Here is a 17,292-nt window from a genome sequence, read left to right as displayed (position 1 = left end):
AACCCGACCCCACATCCCGGCGAACCACGACCACAGCAGAGGAAGTCTCACGTGCCGACAGAGCAGGGACGACATGCGGACTCGGTGACCGGCTCGCCGCACCGAGAGTACTCCGACACGATCATCGTGACGCAGGAGCCGACTAGTCGCCAGTTCAGCGGCGTCGACGATCGGATTGCCTACTGCCGAGGCCTCTTCCGGGCTGGCGGACCGCTGCACTACCTGGCGCATTGCAGTCCCGGATCCCGCGACTTCGACCTGTACTCACCTGGTGGGCCCGGCCAGGACGACGATCGACGTGTTGAGAACTGCCGCCGCGTGGCGAGGCGGCTGAGTTTTCAGTCAGGTCAGGTGATGCACGAGTGGTTACGGCCCCTCGGTCAGGGCGTGCCGCTGCGCACGGTGCTCCAGTCGGCCGGCGGAGCCTTCTACTGTGCCCGGGTAGTTCCCAATGTACTGCTCGTCGCCGGGACCCTGAGTCTGGCCACCGACCAGGTTGCGTCACTGGCCCGGCAGCCTGCCGTGCAAGAGGCTGACAGCGCACTCTCACAGCTGGTCGATCAGATCAGAGCTAGTATTCGGCTGCCCCGGCAGAACCTGGGTGCCTGGGACACGAAACACTTCCGGGAGTCCGCGTTCGACCGCGACGCGGCCGACAGTCCGCGCCAACAGCCGGCGGGCGCGCGCCAGCCAGTGCCAGCCATCGATTCCACGACGCGGCGAAACCTCGAGACGTCCGTCGACCCCCGGCACCCCCTGGCGATCACCGGCGACCGCCGTCACTGGGCCTTCGACGCCTGCGCAGCCGCCGTCGACGGCACCGGGCTGCACCTTGTCGCGTGCTTCAACGACAAGGCACAGCTGTTCTCGGTCGACGCGCTCGGTACGCCCGAGCTACGTGGGGCTGCCTACCACCACTCGCCCAGCTACCGACGCCAGCAGGTCAACGCGATGGGTCCCGCGACTGCCGCCTACCTCAGGGAACTCGGCCGGACCGCCCGGCCTGCGATCGGTGGACCGGTCGTCCGCGCGGTGCTCGATACGGACATCGGCGCGATCTACTACTACCGTCTGTCGGCACGGGAGTACGTCATCGGCCTGTGCCTCGATCAGGACCAGGTGGATATAGCCGACGATCGCTTGACCGAGGTCGTCCTTGCGGTGTGCGGCCCGGCCGCAGCCGCCGTCCAGCCGCTTCGTTGAGATGCCGCAGGCGTGACGCCGACCGATCACACGTCGCCGATCGTCCGTCGCGCCGCCGCCCGTACCCGTGCGCCAAGCCCTCCGAACACCTCCCGGATGTCATCGAGATGCATTGGGTGCGGACCAGTCGCGGTGGCCGCTTCCGGCGGCAACGCCATGGACTCGGCTAGACGTTTGAGATGTTGCAACGACGCGTAGTCGAAGATCGCCTCGTAGGTGAGGCAGAGAACGTCCAGCCGTTCCAGGTCGGTGCTCGACGACGCGGCGTCGGTGCGGTCCACCGACACCCGCCGCATTCGCCATTCGACGACCGCCTGTCGAAAAGATTCGATCAGTGATTGCAGGAACACGGCCGTACCCAGCAGGCTGAAGCTGTCGGGATCGGCGGTCCACCCGTGGATGCGCTCCTGTGCGGATCTGATCGCCGTTGAGAGGCCCGGAGCTGCTCTGAATGCTTGGGTGAAGACATCTGGCAGTCCGTCACCGAGCCGTACGGCAGCCTCGATCGCTGTCTCGAACAGTTCGTCGATCTCGCCCATCTCGTCCATCGGGCCGGGCTGGGTCGGCACAGGGACGGCTCGGTCCACTGACACTGTCCCGGTGAGCAGGCCAGCCACATCGGCGGAGATCTCGCTGAGGCGTTGGTTGGTCGACCGCCGCATGTCACGGACCTGCTGCTCAAGCCGGTCGATCATGGTGTATGCGCCGGCTTGCTGACGAACGAGCCGATCGACCCGGGTAACCATCAGCCGAACCGGGTCAGTCTCGCTCAACCGGGCACGCTGTAACACATGATCGATCCTGGCAACCACGGCGCTCGCCAAGGTTCGACGTTCGTACTCGATCGGTTCGGCCAGGACGACGTTGCGGACGTTCGATGCCACGTCGGGTGCCAGGTAACCGACGACCACCAGGATGATCTCGACGTCGACGCCTTCTGATCGAGCGGCCGCAGCCCGGCGAGCGACCCGTTCGACGTCCGATTCCCGCATGATGCCTTCGGAGAGCAGGATGACGCAACTCGGCTCACCGCCCTCGTTCAGCACGACGAGGTCGAGCAACGACCGGCCGTCGACGTCAAGCTGACGACGCCGCTCAAATCCGATGGCCTCGCGCTCGAGGGTCAGCATCACCTCACGTCGCACATCGTCAATGGTGGCGAAGTCGAAATGATCCCGAGCTACCAATTGGACAAGCTCGATTCCTATCACCGTACGTTCGAGCTCGGCTCGGCGGTACAGATGATGGCAGAGCTTGATGAGCTGCCGTGGAACGCCGTGGGTCATGTCAACGAGGTACTGCACGGCATCGTCGAGGAACGGGGCGATGTCGCTGTCACCTCGGGCCGCAAGATGGCTTTGCTCAATCAGCTCACGTGCCTCCTGCGCCGTAAGCGGAGTCATCCGGACGGCATGCCCCATCCGCTGCAGCACGTCTCCCTGCAGTTGCGGGGTGATCTCCACCAGACCGGTGATGATCAAGAATGCTCCGGACTCCTCCACCGCAGTCAGTAGATTTCGAAACTGCCCGACCACACCCGCATCTCGCTGATCCGCCGGATCAAGGACCCGGTCGAGCTCGTCCAGTACGACGACGAATCGCCGGCCACTGCGGCCGTGCAAGTTCAGGAGCGCGATGATCGCCGACATGGCAGCAGCTGAACTATCGATGTACTTCGACAGCCCGTGCTCCGTGACGAAGCCGTCCGACCGGTTGCCGATCAACCAGTCCCACGCTTGCACCGTGGTCCGCTCGTCGAGCAGCAACGTCATCGCCGTACCAAGGTCGTCATCGCCGGTTGCCTCGATCAGCCGGTCCTGCAACTGGGGCAGCAGGACGCTCTCCGGCAACCCGAGGTCGTCGACCACCGCCTGCGGCTCGATGACATGTCGCCGCAGGTCGTCAGCGATCTGCTGCGCATGTGGCACGTGGCTGAGCCCATCGGCGACCACCTCGGAGTAGTAGTCGCGCAGGAGGTCGACGATGTCCTTCCGGTCGAGACGACCGACGAAGCGCTTGTACAGGTCGACCAACGAGCCGAACTGGGGCGCCTCAACGTACAGGGTGCGCACCGCCGAGTCACCCGATCGACGAGCCCGATGCAGCAGGGCCGCCGCAAGATGAGACTTGCCGGTGCCGTACTCACCCACCACAGTCAGCAGGCGACCGGACAGCCCGACCCGATCCGGAGGGACGGCCTGCGCCAGGAAGGCGTCAAGATAGCGGAACGCCTCCTCGACCGCACGGGTCGACACCGTCGGCAGGCCCTGGCCGACCTCCGAGACACGCGCAACAGCGGTTGGCGAGTACGGGTTGACCCCGACCGCCTGCGGCTCTCCCGATGAGGCATTCATGGTCATCCATTCTTGATGCCCCGGCCACGAGGCCGGTAGCCGTCGCGCCGATCTACATAGTATCGATCGAAGTCGTGCTTACTGACTTCCTTGGTACCTGGGCGACGCCGAGCCTCGTCCCATAAATGAAAACACATCTTCTGGAGTTGCTTCAAGGACATCGAACGATGATCCTCCATCACCGCGTGCATAGTTTCTACGGTAACTGTCGGAACCCGAGGATGATCACACATCTGCAGCCGCCCGTTAGCGAATGTCCACCCGTCCGTACCGGTCAGCATACCTACCTCGATCACAAGAACACCCTCCCTAGCTTCACCCCGGACTCGATCGCTCCAGTCCTTGATCTGCTGGGGATTATCGCTCTCCGCAAAAAGGATCATGCGCTCGCCGACAAGGTCGAGATAGTGATTGATCGGGTGCATAGCCTGCAGCGAAAGCACCGATCTCTTCCACGTCGCGTCGTTGAACTGCGGTAGCACGATGATCGCGACTGCGTCCGCATCCTCGAGATCCCGCCCGAGTCGCGTGAAAGCCACCTTCCCCTGCATCGGTTGATCCCCTGGGTCCGACAGCCCTTCCAGCTGCCGGGACAGCCTGCTCCTGATCTTGTACGCCAGCAGGGCCAGATACTGGTCGAAATCGCCTCTGCGACCGACCATCTCGAGATCGAACGCCCGCTCTCTACTGAGGTCGGCCACCGGCGCGGCCATGATCCGGCCACCGGAGGCGCCATCGAACTCCTGCTTCAAGTGGTGTACGCACCTGTGAATCAACGAGGTACGCCCGCAGCCCGTGGGCCCGGCCACCACCACCAACTGACCGAATCTGGTGAGGTGCGTCGACGGGTCCGGTAAATGGTTGACGAAGCTGCGGTATCCCTCCTCGGCTCTGTCCACTGGGAGGTAGTACGCCTCGTGTTCCCTGTCGTGCCACGGTCGCAGCGCACGGAGGGACTGACCCAGTACGGGGGGCAGTTCGAAGGGGTTCGGAATCTCCTCAGGCCTACCCGCATGAGCACTGCTGGTCTGTGTCATCACGATGCCCTCCCATCACGCCGCTGCTGTTGTCACCGTCGCAAGCCGATGACACCAGCAGCCCGCTCCGCCTCTCGAGCTGCCTGTTCGACCGCCGTTCGCAGGTGCATCAAGCCGGTCCGCGCCTCCCGTACCCGAGGGCTGTCCGCCGATCGGTCCGGCCCGGACCACGAATCGCGCATCGACTCACAGAACGTCTCGACAGAATCACGGATCGCCTCCATCGATGGGCCCAGGACCGCCGGCAGGGCATCGAGATGCAGCATCAGCCGGAGGCGGGGCTCGTCGAGGCTGGTCCCCTTCGGTTGTCTGGCGGAGGCATCCGCGTACCGGGTGAGAGACTCGTCGGCTGCCCGAATGAACTCGGCCACGGCCACCCGAAGCTGGGCGGCCTGCTGGCGTGCCTCAGTCCGCCGGTGGACGCCGGTCGTCAGCACACTGGTGAACAACGCGCTGATCAGAGCGGACACCAAGGTGAGTGCGCCACCGATCAGCAAGCCACGCATCTCGGAGGTCGGCCCGGCGCGTGCTGCGTCTGGATCGATGCTGAACGCCGCGACCATGGTGGCGCAGGCGGTGTCGAAGTCGGCCCGATGCGTGTCCCGCCATCGCGCGATCGCCACCCGTTGCCCGTCCACCACCACCCGGTCCCCGCTTACCGACTCGACCAGGCCGAGCAACTCAGCAGCCCGGCCGACCTGCTGATGATGCTGGGGCGACAGGCAAACCAGCGTGGACGCTTCCTGATCCAGCGGCTCGTCGGCCAGGCTCCGTGCCGGATCGGCGATCACGATCGTCATCAGTACGAGGCAGGCGAGCAGCGACTGTATCCGACCAGTGTGGATCGCTCGCATACTGTGTCACTGTAGCGCTCTGATTCCCGTGTGACTGTCCCCCGACGGCACGAATACGGCTTCAGTCCGATAGCCGTCTCGGCGGGCACCTGAGGGCGACGAGGGCTCAACGGGGCTGGGCGGGAGTCCGGTACGCGAAACGGCCCGCCAGGGATATCCCTGGCGGGCCGTTCACCGTGGTAGCGGGGACAGGATTTGAACCTGCGACCTCTGGGTTATGAGCCCAGCGAGCTACCGAACTGCTCCACCCCGCGGCGATGAGTTAACCCTAGCGCATACCGTCAGCCCGCCGCAAAACGACCCCCGTACTGACCGACTGGCCTCGGTGATCCCACCCTGGTCCACTCACAAAAGCGGACAAGTCGGGATCACCGAGGCCGGTTCGGCGTCAGTCAGTTGGCGTCAGCCGGTCGGCGACGGATCGGCACTCGGCGACGGGTCGGTGGTCGACGGCTGGGCACCACCCACCCCGGCAGCCTGCTGCGCCGCCTGGAACGCCGTCATCGCGGCGTCCAGCCGGGCCAGCGCCTCGCCGTACCGCTGGAAGTCACCGGCCGCCTGCGCGGCGCGGGCCTCGTCGATCGCGGCGCTGACCTCGGCGGCGGCCGCCTGCAGCTCCGGGGTCACCAGACCCGGGTCGCCGGTGGCCGGCGGGGTCGGGGTCGGGGTCGGGGTGCCACCGGGCTCCTCGCCCTCACCCTCGCCTTCGCCCTCTGGCGGGGTCGTCGGCGCACCACCCGCCTCCGCCTGCTCGATCAGCTGCCGGATGCCGTCCTGCACGCTGTTGGCCAGCACCACGTACGAGCCGCCGTCACCGTAGGAGAGCAGTACCCGCTGCAGCAGCGGGTACGCGTTGGTCTGGTTGCTCTTCACGTAGACCGGCTCGACGTAGAGCATGCCGTTGCCGAACGGCAGCGACAGCAGGTTGCCGTACTGCACCTGCGCCTGGTTCGACGACAGCAGGTTCAGCTGCTGCCGGATGGCCGCGTTGTTGGTCATCCGCTGGTGCACCTGCACCGGGCCGGAGATCGCCGTCTGGTCGGGCAGCTCCAGCACCTGCAGCTGTGGCTGTCCGTCGACGTACGACCCGGAGATCAGCGCGGCCAGGTTCTGCCGGCCGGCCGGGGTCACCGCCGAGGTCAGCTGGAACCGTGGCTCGTCCTGCTCCGGCAGCTGGGTCATCAGGTAGTACGGCGGCTGCTTGACCTCGCTGTCCGGCGAGTCCGGGACGTTCGGCACCTCCCAGAAGTCCTGCCCGGAGAAGAACTCGGCCGGGTTGGTGACGTGGTAGCGGGCCAGCAGGTTGCGCTGCACCTTGAACAGGTCCGCCGGGTAGCGGAAGTGGTCGACCAGCTCCTGCGGCGTTTCCGCCTTCGGGATGACCAGGTCGCCGCCGAACGCCGCGTTCCAGGCCTTGAGCACCGGGTCGTTCTCGTCGAACTCGTAGAGCCGGACGGTGCCGTCGTACGCGTCGACGGTGGCCTTGACCGAGTTGCGGATGTAGTTGACGTTCTCCCGGGCCAGCACGAAGGTGCCCTGGCCGGTGAGCTCGTCGGCGGTCTCCACCTGCAGGTTCACCCGCTCCGAGTACGGGTACGTCGCAGAGGTGGTGTAGCCGTCGACGATCCACTGGATCCGGCCGTCGACCACCGCGGGGTACGGGTCGCCGTCCATGGTCAGGAACGGGGCGACCTTCTCCACCCGGTCCCGTGGGTTGCGGATGTACAGCAGCTTGGAGTTCTCGTTGACCGCCTCGGAGAGCAGAAAGTTGGTCTCCTGCTCCTTGATCGCGTACAGCAGTTTGCGGCCGAACGAACCGACCTCGACCCCGCCGGTGCCGGTGTAGGTGTAGTACTGCTCGCCGCCGCTGGAGGTCGGCCGGTCGAACTCGACGTTGCTGTCGCCGGGCGAGCCGACGATGGCATAGTCGGTGCCGTCCATCTGCTCGCCGTAGTAGATCCGCGGCTGCTCGACCGGGATCCGCTCGGTCGCCGAGGAGCACTGCTCCTGGGCCTGGTCGCCGAGGAAGCCGGAGACGAAGTACGGCTGCCCGCCGCAGACCACCCGGTTGGCCGGCGCGCCGACCATGCCGTACCCGTGGGTGAAGACGGTGTGCCGGTTGAGCCAGTTGCTCTGCTGCTCGGTCAGCTCGCTGTAGTTGATCTCCCGCATGCCGACGACGTAGTCCTGCCTCTCGTCGTCGATGGTGTAGCGGTCGATGTCCAGCTTGGTGCCGAAGTCGTAGAAGCCACGCACCTGCTGCAGCTGGGTGTAGGTCTCGGAGACCAGCTGCGGGTCGAGCAGCCGGATGTTGGGCACCACCGCGGTGTCGGTGGCCAGGCTCTCCGGCGGCGTCAGGTTCGTCGCCGGGTACGGCGTCTGCTGGCTGATGTCCAGCCCGAACGCTTCCCGGGTGGCGACGATGCCCCGTTCGATGAACGCCGCCTCCTTGTCCCGCAGGCTCGGGTTGACCTCGAAGGTCTGCACCGCCCACGGGTAGATGCCACCGATTGCCACGGCGGAGATGCCGAGCAGCGCCAGCGAGATGCCCGGCCAGACCAGGTTGCGCATCACCGCGTTGGAGAACACGATGATCGCAATCGCCACCACGATCGAGATGTACGCCAGGATCTCCTTCGCCGGCAGCAGTGCGTTGATGTCGGCGTAGCCGGCGCCGTAGATGCGCGCCTGCTCGTTGTACTCCAGCAGCATGCCGCGCCGGTCGAGCACGTAGGCGACCGCCTTGAGCAGTACGAAGACGGCGACCAGCGTGGTCAGGTGGGCCCGCGCGGCGGTGGTCATCCGGTCGCCGATGCCCTGCAGCCGTACACCGCCGTAGAGGTAGTGCACGGCGAGCGCGCCGATCACCGACAGCACCACGGCGGTGAACGCCAGGCCGAGCAGGTAGCGCAGGAACGGGTACTCGAAGACGTAGAAGCCGATGTCGATGCCGAACTCCGGGTCGGTGACGCCGAACTCCTGGGAGTTGCGGAACAGCAGCCACTGGCTCCACCGGTTCTGCGCGGACAGCCCGGCGAAGACGCCGACCAGGGCTGCGGCCGCGGTGATCCAGATGCCGATCCGGGGGCTGAGCAGCATCCGGTAGCGCTCCAGGCTGACCTGTTCCGGCGAGTGCGGTCGCAGCGCCGGCCGCAGCCGGTACGCCAGCCACAGGTTGGCCGCGACCACCAGTGCCATGGCCAGGCCGACCGCCGCGAACAGCAGCAGTCGGGTGAACAGCACGCCGGTGAAGACCTGGGTGTAGTCGACCTCCTCGAACCACAACCAGTCGGTCCATGCGTTCACCCCCCAGCCGAGCAGGGTGAAGAGAAGGAAGATCCCGATGAGTACGCCGACGGTGACCCGGCCACGTCGGCTCATTCCGGGCATTGGGCTGCTACGCATGACCACGACTAGGTACTCCGCACGTTGGTGTGATCCGCTGGGCGATCAGGCACCAAGACTACGGGGTGTGTCCACCTCAAGGCCGGTTGAGGTGGACCTGACCGGGGTGTCAGTCGCTGCCGCAGAGCGTCGGCTTCTCGCCGGTACGCAGCCGGTCCAGCGCGTCGAGCGCCTCGTCGAGGGTGGCCACCCGCAGCAGCGGCAGGTCGGGTACGGCGTTCGCGACCGCTTCGGCGCAGTTGGCCCGCGGGACGAGGAAGGCGACCGCACCCGCTTCCTTGGCTCCTACCAGCTTCTGCGGGATACCACCGATCGCGCCGACGTTGCCCTCGTTGTCGATGGTCCCGGTCCCCGCGATGATCTTGCCGCCGGTGAGGTCCTCGGGTTCGAGCTTGTCGATGATGCCCAGGGCGAACATCAGCCCGGCGCTCGGCCCGCCGATCTCGTCGAGGTCGATGGTCAGCTCGAACGGCCTGGGCTGCTCCTCGGTGATCTCGATGCCGATCCGGGGTGGGCCGCCGTCGCTGGCCCGGGTGGTGATCTCGGCGGTGGCCGACTGGCCGTCGCGGGTGTAGCCGATGGTCAGCGTGCTGCCTTCCGGCTCGGCCCGGATCAGCTCGGTCAGCTGGGTCGCCGAGCTGACCGGCGTGCCGTCGACCGAGGTGATCACGTCGTCGACGTCGAGCAGCCCGACCGACGCCCCGTCCGGGGCGACCGCCCTCACCAGCACCTGCACCGGGTAGCCGAGCTGGCGCAGCGCCGCGGTCTCGGCGCTGGTCTGCGACGCCGCGAAGTCCTCGGCGTTGCGCTCCTCGACCTCTTCCTGGGTCTGCCCCGGCGGGTAGATCACCTCGTACGGCACCACCGCCTCGGCGTCGCTCAGCCAGCCGGCGACCGCCTCCCGCAGCCCCACGTTGGGACGTACGCCGACGGTGGTGAGCCGCAGCTGCCCCGCCGAGGTCGAGGTGTCGGTCCCGGTGATCTGGATGACGTCCTCGCCGTCGTCGGTGCCGAGCGTGTCGACCGTCGGGCCGGGGCCGAGCACCACGTACGGGACCGGTGCGGCGAGCACGGCGTAGGCGAGCAGTGCGGTGAGCAGCGCGCCGAGGATGACCGTGACACCGCGACGTCTCATGCGCCTGAGCGTACCGACTGCGGTCGGGCCTGTGACGCGGAGCTTCGCGCTGAGCGGAACGCACCGGCGGCGTTGCGGCCGGTGGCCCGCGTACCGTGGAGGGCGTGCCTGATATTCCGTTCGGCTTCCAGCTCCCCGGCGGCCAGCCTCCGGACCCCAACGACCCACGGCAGATGCAGCAATTCATGGCGCAGCTGCAGCAGCTGCTCGCCGCTCCGGGCAGCGGCCCGGTGAACTGGGACCTGGCCCGGCAGGTGGCGGCCAGCCAACTCGCCGCCGAGGGTGACCCGTCGGTCAACCCGCACGAGTGGCACACCGTCGAGGAGTCGCTACGCGTCGCCGACCTGTGGCTCGAGTCGTCGTCGACGTTCCCGTCCGGGACCCGCACGTCGGCGGCGTGGAACCGCAACGAGTGGATTTACCGGACGCTCGACGTGTGGCGCAAGCTCTGCGACCCGGTGGCCGGTCGGATGGTCGGCGCGATGGGCGACCTCGTTCCGCCGGAGGCCCGCAGCCAGCTCGGCCCGATGCACGCCATGATGACCACTCTCGGCGGGGCCCTGTTCGGCGGTCAGCTAGGCCAGGCGCTCGGCTCGCTCGCCACCGAGGTGCTGTCGGCCAGCGACATCGGGCTGCCGCTGGGCCCGGCCGGCACCGCCGCGCTGCTGCCGGCCAACATTCGGGCGTACGGGTCCGGCCTGGAGCTGCCCGAGGAGGAGGTCCGGCTGTATGTGGCGCTGCGTGAGGCGGCCCACCAGCGCCTCTTCGAGCATGTGTCGTGGTTGCGGGGGCACGTGCTGGCCGCGGTGGAGACCTACGCGTCCGGGATCACCGTCAACCGGGAGGCGATCGAGGACGCCCTCGGCCGGGTCGACCCGATGAATCCGGAGTCGATGCAGGAGATCGCCATGGAGGGGATCTTCACTCCCGAGGACACCCCCGCCCAGCAGGCGTCGTTGGCCCGGATCGAGACGGTCCTCGCGCTGATCGAGGGCTGGGTGTGTCACGTCGTCGACAGCGCTGCCGGGGACCGGCTACCGAACGTCGTGAAGCTGGCCGAGGCGTTCCGGCGTCGGCGGGCGGCCGGCGGGCCGGCGGAGCAGACCTTCGCCGCCCTGGTCGGGCTGGAATTGCGGCCCCGCCGGCTGCGCGAGGCGGCCGCGCTGTGGGCCGCGCTGGACACCCATCGTGGGGTTGACGGCCGGGACGCGTTGTGGAGCCACCCCGATCTGCTGCCGTCGGACGACGACTTCGCCGACCCGGAGGCGTTCGCCCAGGCGAAGACCGACTTCGACCTCGGTGACATCGACTTTGGCAGCGAGCCGCCGGGGCAGCCGGAGCCGCCGGCCGACGGGCCCCGCTGACCGATAGGCCCGGGTTCAGCCGGTGGTCAGCAGCGCGCGGGTGGTCTCCCAGCCTTCGACGGCCGGGTTCAGGGCCGCCAGGTCCGCCGGGCCCCGCAACCGACGCCAGGGCGGCGTCACCGCCACCTGTCCCGGGTGCGGCGCCGCTGCCCGGACGGCCTGCGGATCGGCGGCGAGGGTCAGCGGCGGCAGCCAGTCCGGAGCCGGCAGTTGGGCCGCCACGCCGAGCAGTCCCCCGCCGTCGCCACCGGTCGGAGCCACCGCCACCGGCCGGGTGGTGATCGGTCGCAGCAGCTTGCCGATCAGCAGGCCGGGCAGGTCCGGTGCGTCGGCGGCGAGCACCGCCGCCTGGTCGTAGCCGTGTGCCGCGACGGCGGCCAGCGCCGCGTTGACCGAGATCTCCGGCAGCGGATGGATCGGCATGTCGGGCCAGGCGATCGACCTGGCCAACGGCAGGTCCGCGTTGCTCGCGGCGATCGCCGGTTCCACCTGGCGCAGGGTGGCGAGCAGGTCGACCATGTCCTCGGCCAGGGCGGCCCGCCAGGCGGCGGGATCGGTGCCGGGTGGGGACCAGTCGACCAGGTCGAGAAGAATGACCACGGCACGGCGCATCTGACCCACTCTAGCGGCGGCGTACCCGGCAGGTCCGGGGCGTACCCGGCGTGGTTGGCGTAGTCGGTGCGGCTGGCGTAGTCGGTGCGGCCGGCAGGTCGGTCAGTCGGCCAGGACGAAACCGCTGGCCGCCGCCACCCCTTCCAGGTAGCCACGGGCCCGTTCCGCCTTTGGGTAGCGGCCGACGAGCTCCCAGAACCGGGCGTTGTGGCTCGGTACGACCAGGTGCGCCAACTCGTGCAGCAGGACGTAGTCGATGACCCAGTCCGGCATCTCCTGGATCCGGTGGGATATCCGAATGGTCCGGTCCGCCGGGGTGCACGACCCCCAGCGGCTGTTCTGGTTGGTCACCCACCGGACGCTCGCCGGGACCACGACCCGGGCGTGTTCCGGCAGGTAGCGGTCGACCAGCCGGCGGGCCCGGCCGATCAACTCACTGTCTGACCGGCGAAGGCGTTCCTCCCGGGCCGCCAGCCGGGCGAGCATCCGGTCCACCCACTCGGTCTCCTCGGCCCGGGAGAACTGGTCCGGGATGAGGATGACGACGCGTTCGCCCTCCCGGTACGCGGACACCGTCCGGCGTCGGCGCTGGCTGCGCCGCACCTCGACGACCGGCTTACGCGCCCCTGCCATCAGCGGCCCGCGCAGCCCCGGGTTTCGCTCACGATGGCACGCTAATCCGTACTGACCAGGGGAACGCAAGAGGCAACACGGCGTATCGAGGGTGAATCACCCCTTTTGGGGCCGATTGTCGCGAAAAAAGTTACCCACTCGACCGCCGTACGTCGCGCCCGAGCCGCTCAAGGTCACCGTAGGCGATCACGAAGAGGTTTTCACCTCCACCCCCCGGCCCACGATCGCCTGCGGATCTTCTCCCGGCGTGTCACTGCGAATCTGACTTATCCGATCTATTGCGGCATGCACACTCTCGACGTCGACTTACTCACAGTGTCGGTGAATTGTTGACATGGAACCGCCCAGTCCTGGGTAGGGTCCGCGGACCGGCGGTCAACAGTGGCCGCGGAGAAAATCCCAGCGCGCGGCGCCGCCGACGGTCGCCGCGAGCGGGTGCACGCCGGGTCTGCAACCACCCGGCGAGGAGACGAGGAGGGGCACCGTGGCCGACCAGGCCCAGACCTACAACGGTTACTGCGTGAAGTGCAAGGAGAAGCGCGATTTCGAGGGCACTGTCGAGGTGTCGAAGACCGGCATGAACATGGCCAAGGGCAAGTGCCCGGTCTGCGGCACAACAGTCAACCGGATCTTGGGCAAAGCCAAGGTCTGACTTGCGGCGCTGCGTCGAAGGGGCGGCTCCGGCCGCCCCTTCGACGCGTGGCCGGACCCGCCCGACGCAGCGTAGAGCGGCCCGCCACAAAACACCCGACCAACATCGAGTGGCGCACCGCTCTACGCTGCGTCATGTCCGAGCCGCGACACCACCCCGACAGGGCTGTGGAAAACTCGCCGGAATCTGTGGATAACCGAGGACGCGCGGGGCACAGGCTGTGGATAACGAGCCAACGGGCGTTTCGTTACGGTGACAGCCTGTTGTTCATGCCCACCAATCCCCTGCTCAGGCCGACTCTGTTGCCCGGCCTGGCCCGCCTCTGGCGGGACCGCGCCACCCTGCAGCTCGGCTCGGATCCGACGCACGCCGTACTGCTCGACCTCACCGACCCGGCACAGTCCCAGCTGCTCGACCTCCTCGACGGCAGCCGGTCGACCCGCGCCGTACTGGACCACGCCGCCCGGCTCGGCGTCCCGGCCGACCAGGCCCGGCATCTGCTGGACATGCTGATCGCCCGGGGCCTGATCGTCGGCGCGCACACTCTGCTGCCAGCGAACCTGCCAGAGCACGCCCGGCACCGGTTGACCGCAGAGGCGACCGCCCTGGCGCTGCGCCGCGACGAGCTTCCCGGCACCCCGGCGCAGATCCTGCGGCGACGGGCCGCCGCCCGGATCGTGCTGACCGGCCGGGGCCGGCTGGCCCGGCCGCTGGCCGTCGCGGTGGCCGAGGCGGGGATCGGCCACGTCGCCATCGACCTGGCCGGTACTCGCGATGCCCGGGAAGCCATCGCCACCGCCGTCAGCCGGGCCGTCCCGGGAGTCGAGACCCGCCCGGTACGGCGCGGCCAGGCCACCCTGACGGTGCTGCTCGGCGCCGACCGGCCGGCCAACCTGCTCGCCGCGAGCTACGCCCGGCACCGGCAGGCCCACCTGCTGGTCGACATCCGGGACCGGACGCCGGCAGTCGGCCCGCTCGTGCCGCCGACCGGTACCCCGTGCCTGAACTGCCTGGACCTGCACCGTCGGGACCGGGATCCGGGCTGGCCGCAGCTGGCGTCCCAGTTGTGCGCGATCGGCCCGGCGACGATCTGCGACTCGGCGACCCTGCTGGCCGCGGTGAGTGTCGGGACGGCCGAGATCCTGGCGTTCGTCGACGGTGGTAGCCCGGAGACGATCGGGGCGGCGATCGAGGTGCACGCCCCAGCCCGGCTGCGGCGCCGGGCCTGGCCGGCCCACCAGGATTGCCACTGCCACCGGCGCCGGCCGCGCCGCTGCACCCCGGGGCGGAGCCCTGCCGATGGCGTGGGTCACACGCAGGGGGTTGGTGGCATGAGCCACGCTCAGGGAGGGGTCGCGGTACGCGATCGTCGGTAACAATGGCCAGGTGACCGATATCCCGCGCTGGGCCGTGTCCAGGACCGCCAAGCTCGCCGCGCTGCCGATCGGCTTCGCCGGCCGCACCGTCCTGGGGCTGGGCAAGCGGGTCACCGGGCTCGCCTCCGACGTGATCTCCACCGAGATCCAGGAACGCACCGCCGAGCAGCTGTTCAGCGTACTCGGGCAGCTCAAGGGTGGTGCGATGAAGGCGGGACAGGCGCTGTCGGTGTTCGAGGCGGCGCTGCCGGACGAGCTCGCCGCCCCGTACCGCCAGGCCTTGACCAAACTGCAGGAGGCCGCTCCGCCGTTGCCCGCCGGATCGGTGCACAAGGTGCTGGCCGAGCAGCTCGGCGCCGACTGGCGGGAACGGTTTGTCGAGTTCGACGACCGTCCGGCCGCCGCGGCCAGCATCGGCCAGGTGCACCGGGCGGTGTGGCACGACGGCTCCGCAGCGGGCCGGCCGGTGGCGGTCAAGGTGCAGTACCCGGGGGCCGGCGACGCCCTGCTCGCCGACTTCAAGCAGTTGTCCCGGCTGAGCACCATGTTCCGGGCGATCCAGCCCGGGCTGGACATCAAGCCGCTGCTGAACGAGCTACGGGACCGGCTGGCCGAGGAGCTGGACTACGAGCTGGAGGCGGAGTCGCAGCGGGCGTTCGCCGTCGCGTACGCCGACGACGACCAGATCATGGTGCCGGCGGTACTCGCCGCCGCGCCCCGGGTGCTGGTCACCGAGTGGATCGACGGCGTCCCGCTTTCGAAAATCATCTCTTCCGGTACGGCTGACCAACGCGACCGGGCCGGGCTGCTGATGGCGGTGCTGCACTTCTCCGCGCCGGCTCGGGCCGGGCTGCTGCACGCCGACCCGCATCCGGGCAACTTCCGACTGCTCGACGACGGCCGGCTCGGCGTGGTCGACTTCGGCGCCGTGGCCCGGCTGCCCGGCGGGCACCCCGAGCCGATCGGCCGGCTGGTCCGGCTGGCGCTCGACGGGGACTCCGACGCGGTGGTGACCGGGCTGCGCGACGAGGGTTTCATCAAACCGGACGACCCGATCGACGCCCCGGCGGTGCTCGACTTCCTGCTGCCGATGCTGGCGCCGCTGGCGGCCGAGGAGTTCCAATTCACCCGGCAGTGGCTGCGCGACGAGGCGGCCCGGCTGGCCAACCCGAAGTCGCCGGCGTACCAGCTGAGCCGGCATCTCAACCTCCCGCCGGCCTATCTGTTGATCCACCGGGTGACGCTCGGCTCGATCGGGGTGCTCAGCCAGCTGGAGGCCCGGGCCCGGTACCGGGACGTGGTGCGGCGCTGGCTGCCGGGTTTCGCCCCGACCGGCTGACCCGCACGGACGGCCGGGGCCGTGGTCAGACTCATGGCCTGGTAGACGGATAGTGCCCGGTCCCCGCTGTGTTCAGCGGGGACCGGGTTCGGTCAGCGCCCGCTCAGGCTGCGGGCCCAGAGGTGCCGGGCCTGCATGGCGACGGTGCGGGCGGATCGGGGTGCCTCAGTACGCGCGGTGCCGGCCTGAGGCGGTTGCATTCGCGCCCGGGAGAGCGCTTCGTTGAGCAAGTGCATGACGGCTTCTCCTGTGCTGGTCGGTGCTGCGGTGTGGGTTGTCTGTGCCGGCGCCCGGCCGGTGGTCAACGTGCTCCGATGCATGTCAGGCCGCCAGCCGGACGGTGCCGCGGGAGCCGGCGACCCCGTTGGCCGCCATGCGTGCCTCGACCTCGCCCCGCAGGGCGGCGTCGCGGGCCAGGTCCTCCTTGCGTGGCCGGCCCCGGGGCCGCTTGCGCGGTACGACCGCACCCCGCTCGAAGATCTCGCCGCCCCAGACGCCCCACGGCTCGGCCCGCTCGATCGCCCCGGCGAGGCACTCCACCCGCAGCGGGCAGTCCACGCAGAGCGACTTGGCCAGCTCCAGCTCGGTCGGGGAGTCGGAGAACCACAGGTCAGGGTCGAACTTCCGGCACGGCAGCTCCGCCACGACGTCCGGCTGGCCCGTTGCGGCCGGCCGGCACCCCGGCTGGTAGTCGCTGCGGTCGAGAGTGGCAAACGCCAGACTCATCGCCCGGTCACCTCTTTCTTTCGCTTCGATCTCGTAGATCGCTTCCGACTTGCTCGTACCTGTGCGGCGACAAAAACTAAGGCCGCGGATCCCGGTTGCGGGTTCCGCGGCCTCGAGGTGAGCCGGTGTGGTCTGGTGTCAGACCGGCCTTCCTCGAGGTGGAACACCGCGGGCAGCATCCATGAACGGCTTTTCGGCCGCCGGGATGGTGGTGCGAACGCTGCCTTCGGAGCTGCTGGTGCCAGTGGTCGCCGCGACTACGGACGCACCCCGGAACCGGACCCAGCCCTGATCGACGCCAGCCCACCCGGTGACCGTGCGGTGCTGCCCGGTCGGACCGGCGGGCACCGTCGTCGGCACGGCGAGCCGGAGCCGGTGGGTCTGCTCGACCTGAATCTGAATCTGGTGCGCCCCTGCCGAGTGACCGATGGGCGCGACGGCGGCCAGATAGCCACCGACCGTCGGAGCGCAGGCAGCGGTCAGCGTCGACAGCGCGGAATTCTCGTATCTCAGCACCGTCGTCACCTCCTGCCTGGACTCGTCACGGAAAAACCCTCCACCCCGACGGAGCAGCGAGAACACCCACTGCTCGCGAGGTGTGA

The 17,292-nt window shown here is 68.7% G+C and carries 15 protein-coding genes and 1 tRNA gene; 5 read left to right on the top strand and 11 right to left on the bottom strand.

Going from position 1 to position 17,292, the window contains the following annotated elements; translation table 11 throughout:
* Positions 1 to 84: 84 nt before the first annotated feature.
* Positions 85 to 1,203 carry a hypothetical protein gene (locus ACFHWU_RS17475; RefSeq protein WP_416591058.1) on the top strand — a complete coding sequence of 373 codons (1,119 nt, stop codon included), beginning with the start codon at positions 85 to 87 and terminating at the stop codon, positions 1,201 to 1,203.
* Positions 1,204 to 1,229: 26 nt separating this feature from the next.
* Here ACFHWU_RS17475 and ACFHWU_RS17470 read toward each other — a convergent pair whose 3' ends face one another.
* From ACFHWU_RS17470 to ACFHWU_RS17445, 6 genes are all read right to left on the bottom strand, one after another.
* Positions 1,230 to 3,557: an AAA family ATPase gene (locus tag ACFHWU_RS17470; RefSeq protein WP_416591071.1), complete on the bottom strand. Its 2,328-nt coding sequence runs from the start codon at positions 3,555 to 3,557 to the stop codon at positions 1,230 to 1,232.
* A 2-nt stretch (positions 3,558 to 3,559) separates the two neighbouring features.
* Positions 3,560 to 4,309 carry a hypothetical protein gene (locus tag ACFHWU_RS17465; protein WP_416552246.1) on the bottom strand — a complete coding sequence of 250 codons (750 nt, stop codon included), beginning with the start codon at positions 4,307 to 4,309 and terminating at the stop codon, positions 3,560 to 3,562.
* A 317-nt stretch (positions 4,310 to 4,626) separates the two neighbouring features.
* On the bottom strand, positions 4,627 to 5,448 hold the full coding sequence (locus tag ACFHWU_RS17460) for a hypothetical protein (RefSeq protein ID WP_416591057.1): 822 nt from the start codon (positions 5,446 to 5,448) through the stop codon (positions 4,627 to 4,629).
* A gap of 177 nt (positions 5,449 to 5,625) precedes the next feature.
* A tRNA-Met gene (locus ACFHWU_RS17455) sits at positions 5,626 to 5,702 on the bottom strand.
* 148 nt (positions 5,703 to 5,850) lie between these two features.
* Positions 5,851 to 8,829, bottom strand: a complete 2,979-nt coding sequence (locus tag ACFHWU_RS17450) for a UPF0182 family protein (protein ID WP_416591055.1) — start codon at positions 8,827 to 8,829, stop codon at positions 5,851 to 5,853.
* A 133-nt stretch (positions 8,830 to 8,962) separates the two neighbouring features.
* On the bottom strand, positions 8,963 to 9,988 hold the full coding sequence (locus ACFHWU_RS17445) for a PDZ domain-containing protein (RefSeq protein WP_416591054.1): 1,026 nt from the start codon (positions 9,986 to 9,988) through the stop codon (positions 8,963 to 8,965).
* 104 nt (positions 9,989 to 10,092) lie between these two features.
* Between ACFHWU_RS17445 and ACFHWU_RS17440 the strand changes: the two genes are divergently transcribed.
* The gene (locus tag ACFHWU_RS17440; RefSeq protein ID WP_416552242.1) at positions 10,093 to 11,352 is read left to right on the top strand and encodes a zinc-dependent metalloprotease; all 1,260 of its coding nucleotides are present in this window, start codon (positions 10,093 to 10,095) and stop codon (positions 11,350 to 11,352) included.
* 15 nt (positions 11,353 to 11,367) lie between these two features.
* Here ACFHWU_RS17440 and ACFHWU_RS17435 read toward each other — a convergent pair whose 3' ends face one another.
* Both ACFHWU_RS17435 and ACFHWU_RS17430 read right to left on the bottom strand, forming a co-directional pair.
* Positions 11,368 to 11,964: a hypothetical protein gene (locus ACFHWU_RS17435; protein WP_416591052.1), complete on the bottom strand. Its 597-nt coding sequence runs from the start codon at positions 11,962 to 11,964 to the stop codon at positions 11,368 to 11,370.
* Between the two features lie 102 nt (positions 11,965 to 12,066).
* Positions 12,067 to 12,597, bottom strand: a complete 531-nt coding sequence (locus tag ACFHWU_RS17430; protein WP_278167200.1) for a M48 family metallopeptidase — start codon at positions 12,595 to 12,597, stop codon at positions 12,067 to 12,069.
* 484 nt (positions 12,598 to 13,081) lie between these two features.
* On the opposite strand from ACFHWU_RS17430, the gene ACFHWU_RS17425 reads away from it, so the two are divergent.
* The 3 genes from ACFHWU_RS17425 (at position 13,082) to ACFHWU_RS17415 (ending at position 15,964) form a co-directional block, all read left to right on the top strand.
* Positions 13,082 to 13,249, top strand: a complete 168-nt coding sequence (locus ACFHWU_RS17425; RefSeq protein WP_233606684.1) for a DUF5679 domain-containing protein — start codon at positions 13,082 to 13,084, stop codon at positions 13,247 to 13,249.
* A gap of 269 nt (positions 13,250 to 13,518) precedes the next feature.
* Positions 13,519 to 14,625, top strand: a complete 1,107-nt coding sequence (locus ACFHWU_RS17420; RefSeq protein ID WP_416591051.1) for a hypothetical protein — start codon at positions 13,519 to 13,521, stop codon at positions 14,623 to 14,625.
* 10 nt (positions 14,626 to 14,635) lie between these two features.
* Entirely contained in the window at positions 14,636 to 15,964 is a 1,329-nt protein-coding gene (locus tag ACFHWU_RS17415; RefSeq protein WP_416567632.1) for an ABC1 kinase family protein, read from the top strand.
* 92 nt (positions 15,965 to 16,056) lie between these two features.
* Here ACFHWU_RS17415 and ACFHWU_RS17410 read toward each other — a convergent pair whose 3' ends face one another.
* The 3 genes from ACFHWU_RS17410 to ACFHWU_RS17400 form a co-directional block, all read right to left on the bottom strand.
* The gene (locus ACFHWU_RS17410) at positions 16,057 to 16,200 is read right to left on the bottom strand and encodes a hypothetical protein (RefSeq protein WP_416552238.1); all 144 of its coding nucleotides are present in this window, start codon (positions 16,198 to 16,200) and stop codon (positions 16,057 to 16,059) included.
* An 85-nt stretch (positions 16,201 to 16,285) separates the two neighbouring features.
* On the bottom strand, positions 16,286 to 16,690 hold the full coding sequence (locus tag ACFHWU_RS17405; protein WP_278167197.1) for a WhiB family transcriptional regulator: 405 nt from the start codon (positions 16,688 to 16,690) through the stop codon (positions 16,286 to 16,288).
* Positions 16,691 to 16,828: 138 nt separating this feature from the next.
* Positions 16,829 to 17,206: a hypothetical protein gene (locus tag ACFHWU_RS17400; protein ID WP_416591050.1), complete on the bottom strand. Its 378-nt coding sequence runs from the start codon at positions 17,204 to 17,206 to the stop codon at positions 16,829 to 16,831.
* Positions 17,207 to 17,292 lie beyond the last annotated feature (86 nt).

Source organism: Micromonospora sp. LOL_015 (assembly GCF_048060275.1).
In the GTDB taxonomy this organism is placed as follows: Bacteria; Actinomycetota; Actinomycetes; order Mycobacteriales; family Micromonosporaceae; genus Micromonospora_E.
This window is presented reverse-complemented; position numbering and strand designations above follow the sequence as displayed.

Coding starts and splice junctions, on each gene's coding strand:
- ACFHWU_RS17470 (WP_416591071.1), bottom strand. CDS start 3,557: ATGAATGCCTCATCGGGAGAGCCGCAGGCGGTCGGGGTCAACCCGTAC.
- ACFHWU_RS17460 (WP_416591057.1), bottom strand. CDS start 5,448: ATGCGAGCGATCCACACTGGTCGGATACAGTCGCTGCTCGCCTGCCTC.
- ACFHWU_RS17450 (WP_416591055.1), bottom strand. CDS start 8,829: ATGAGCCGACGTGGCCGGGTCACCGTCGGCGTACTCATCGGGATCTTC.
- ACFHWU_RS17445 (WP_416591054.1), bottom strand. CDS start 9,988: ATGAGACGTCGCGGTGTCACGGTCATCCTCGGCGCGCTGCTCACCGCA.
- ACFHWU_RS17435 (WP_416591052.1), bottom strand. CDS start 11,964: ATGCGCCGTGCCGTGGTCATTCTTCTCGACCTGGTCGACTGGTCCCCA.
- ACFHWU_RS17430 (WP_278167200.1), bottom strand. CDS start 12,597: ATGGCAGGGGCGCGTAAGCCGGTCGTCGAGGTGCGGCGCAGCCAGCGC.
- ACFHWU_RS17420 (WP_416591051.1), top strand. CDS start 13,519: ATGCCCACCAATCCCCTGCTCAGGCCGACTCTGTTGCCCGGCCTGGCC.
- ACFHWU_RS17410 (WP_416552238.1), bottom strand. CDS start 16,200: ATGCACTTGCTCAACGAAGCGCTCTCCCGGGCGCGAATGCAACCGCCT.
- ACFHWU_RS17405 (WP_278167197.1), bottom strand. CDS start 16,690: ATGAGTCTGGCGTTTGCCACTCTCGACCGCAGCGACTACCAGCCGGGG.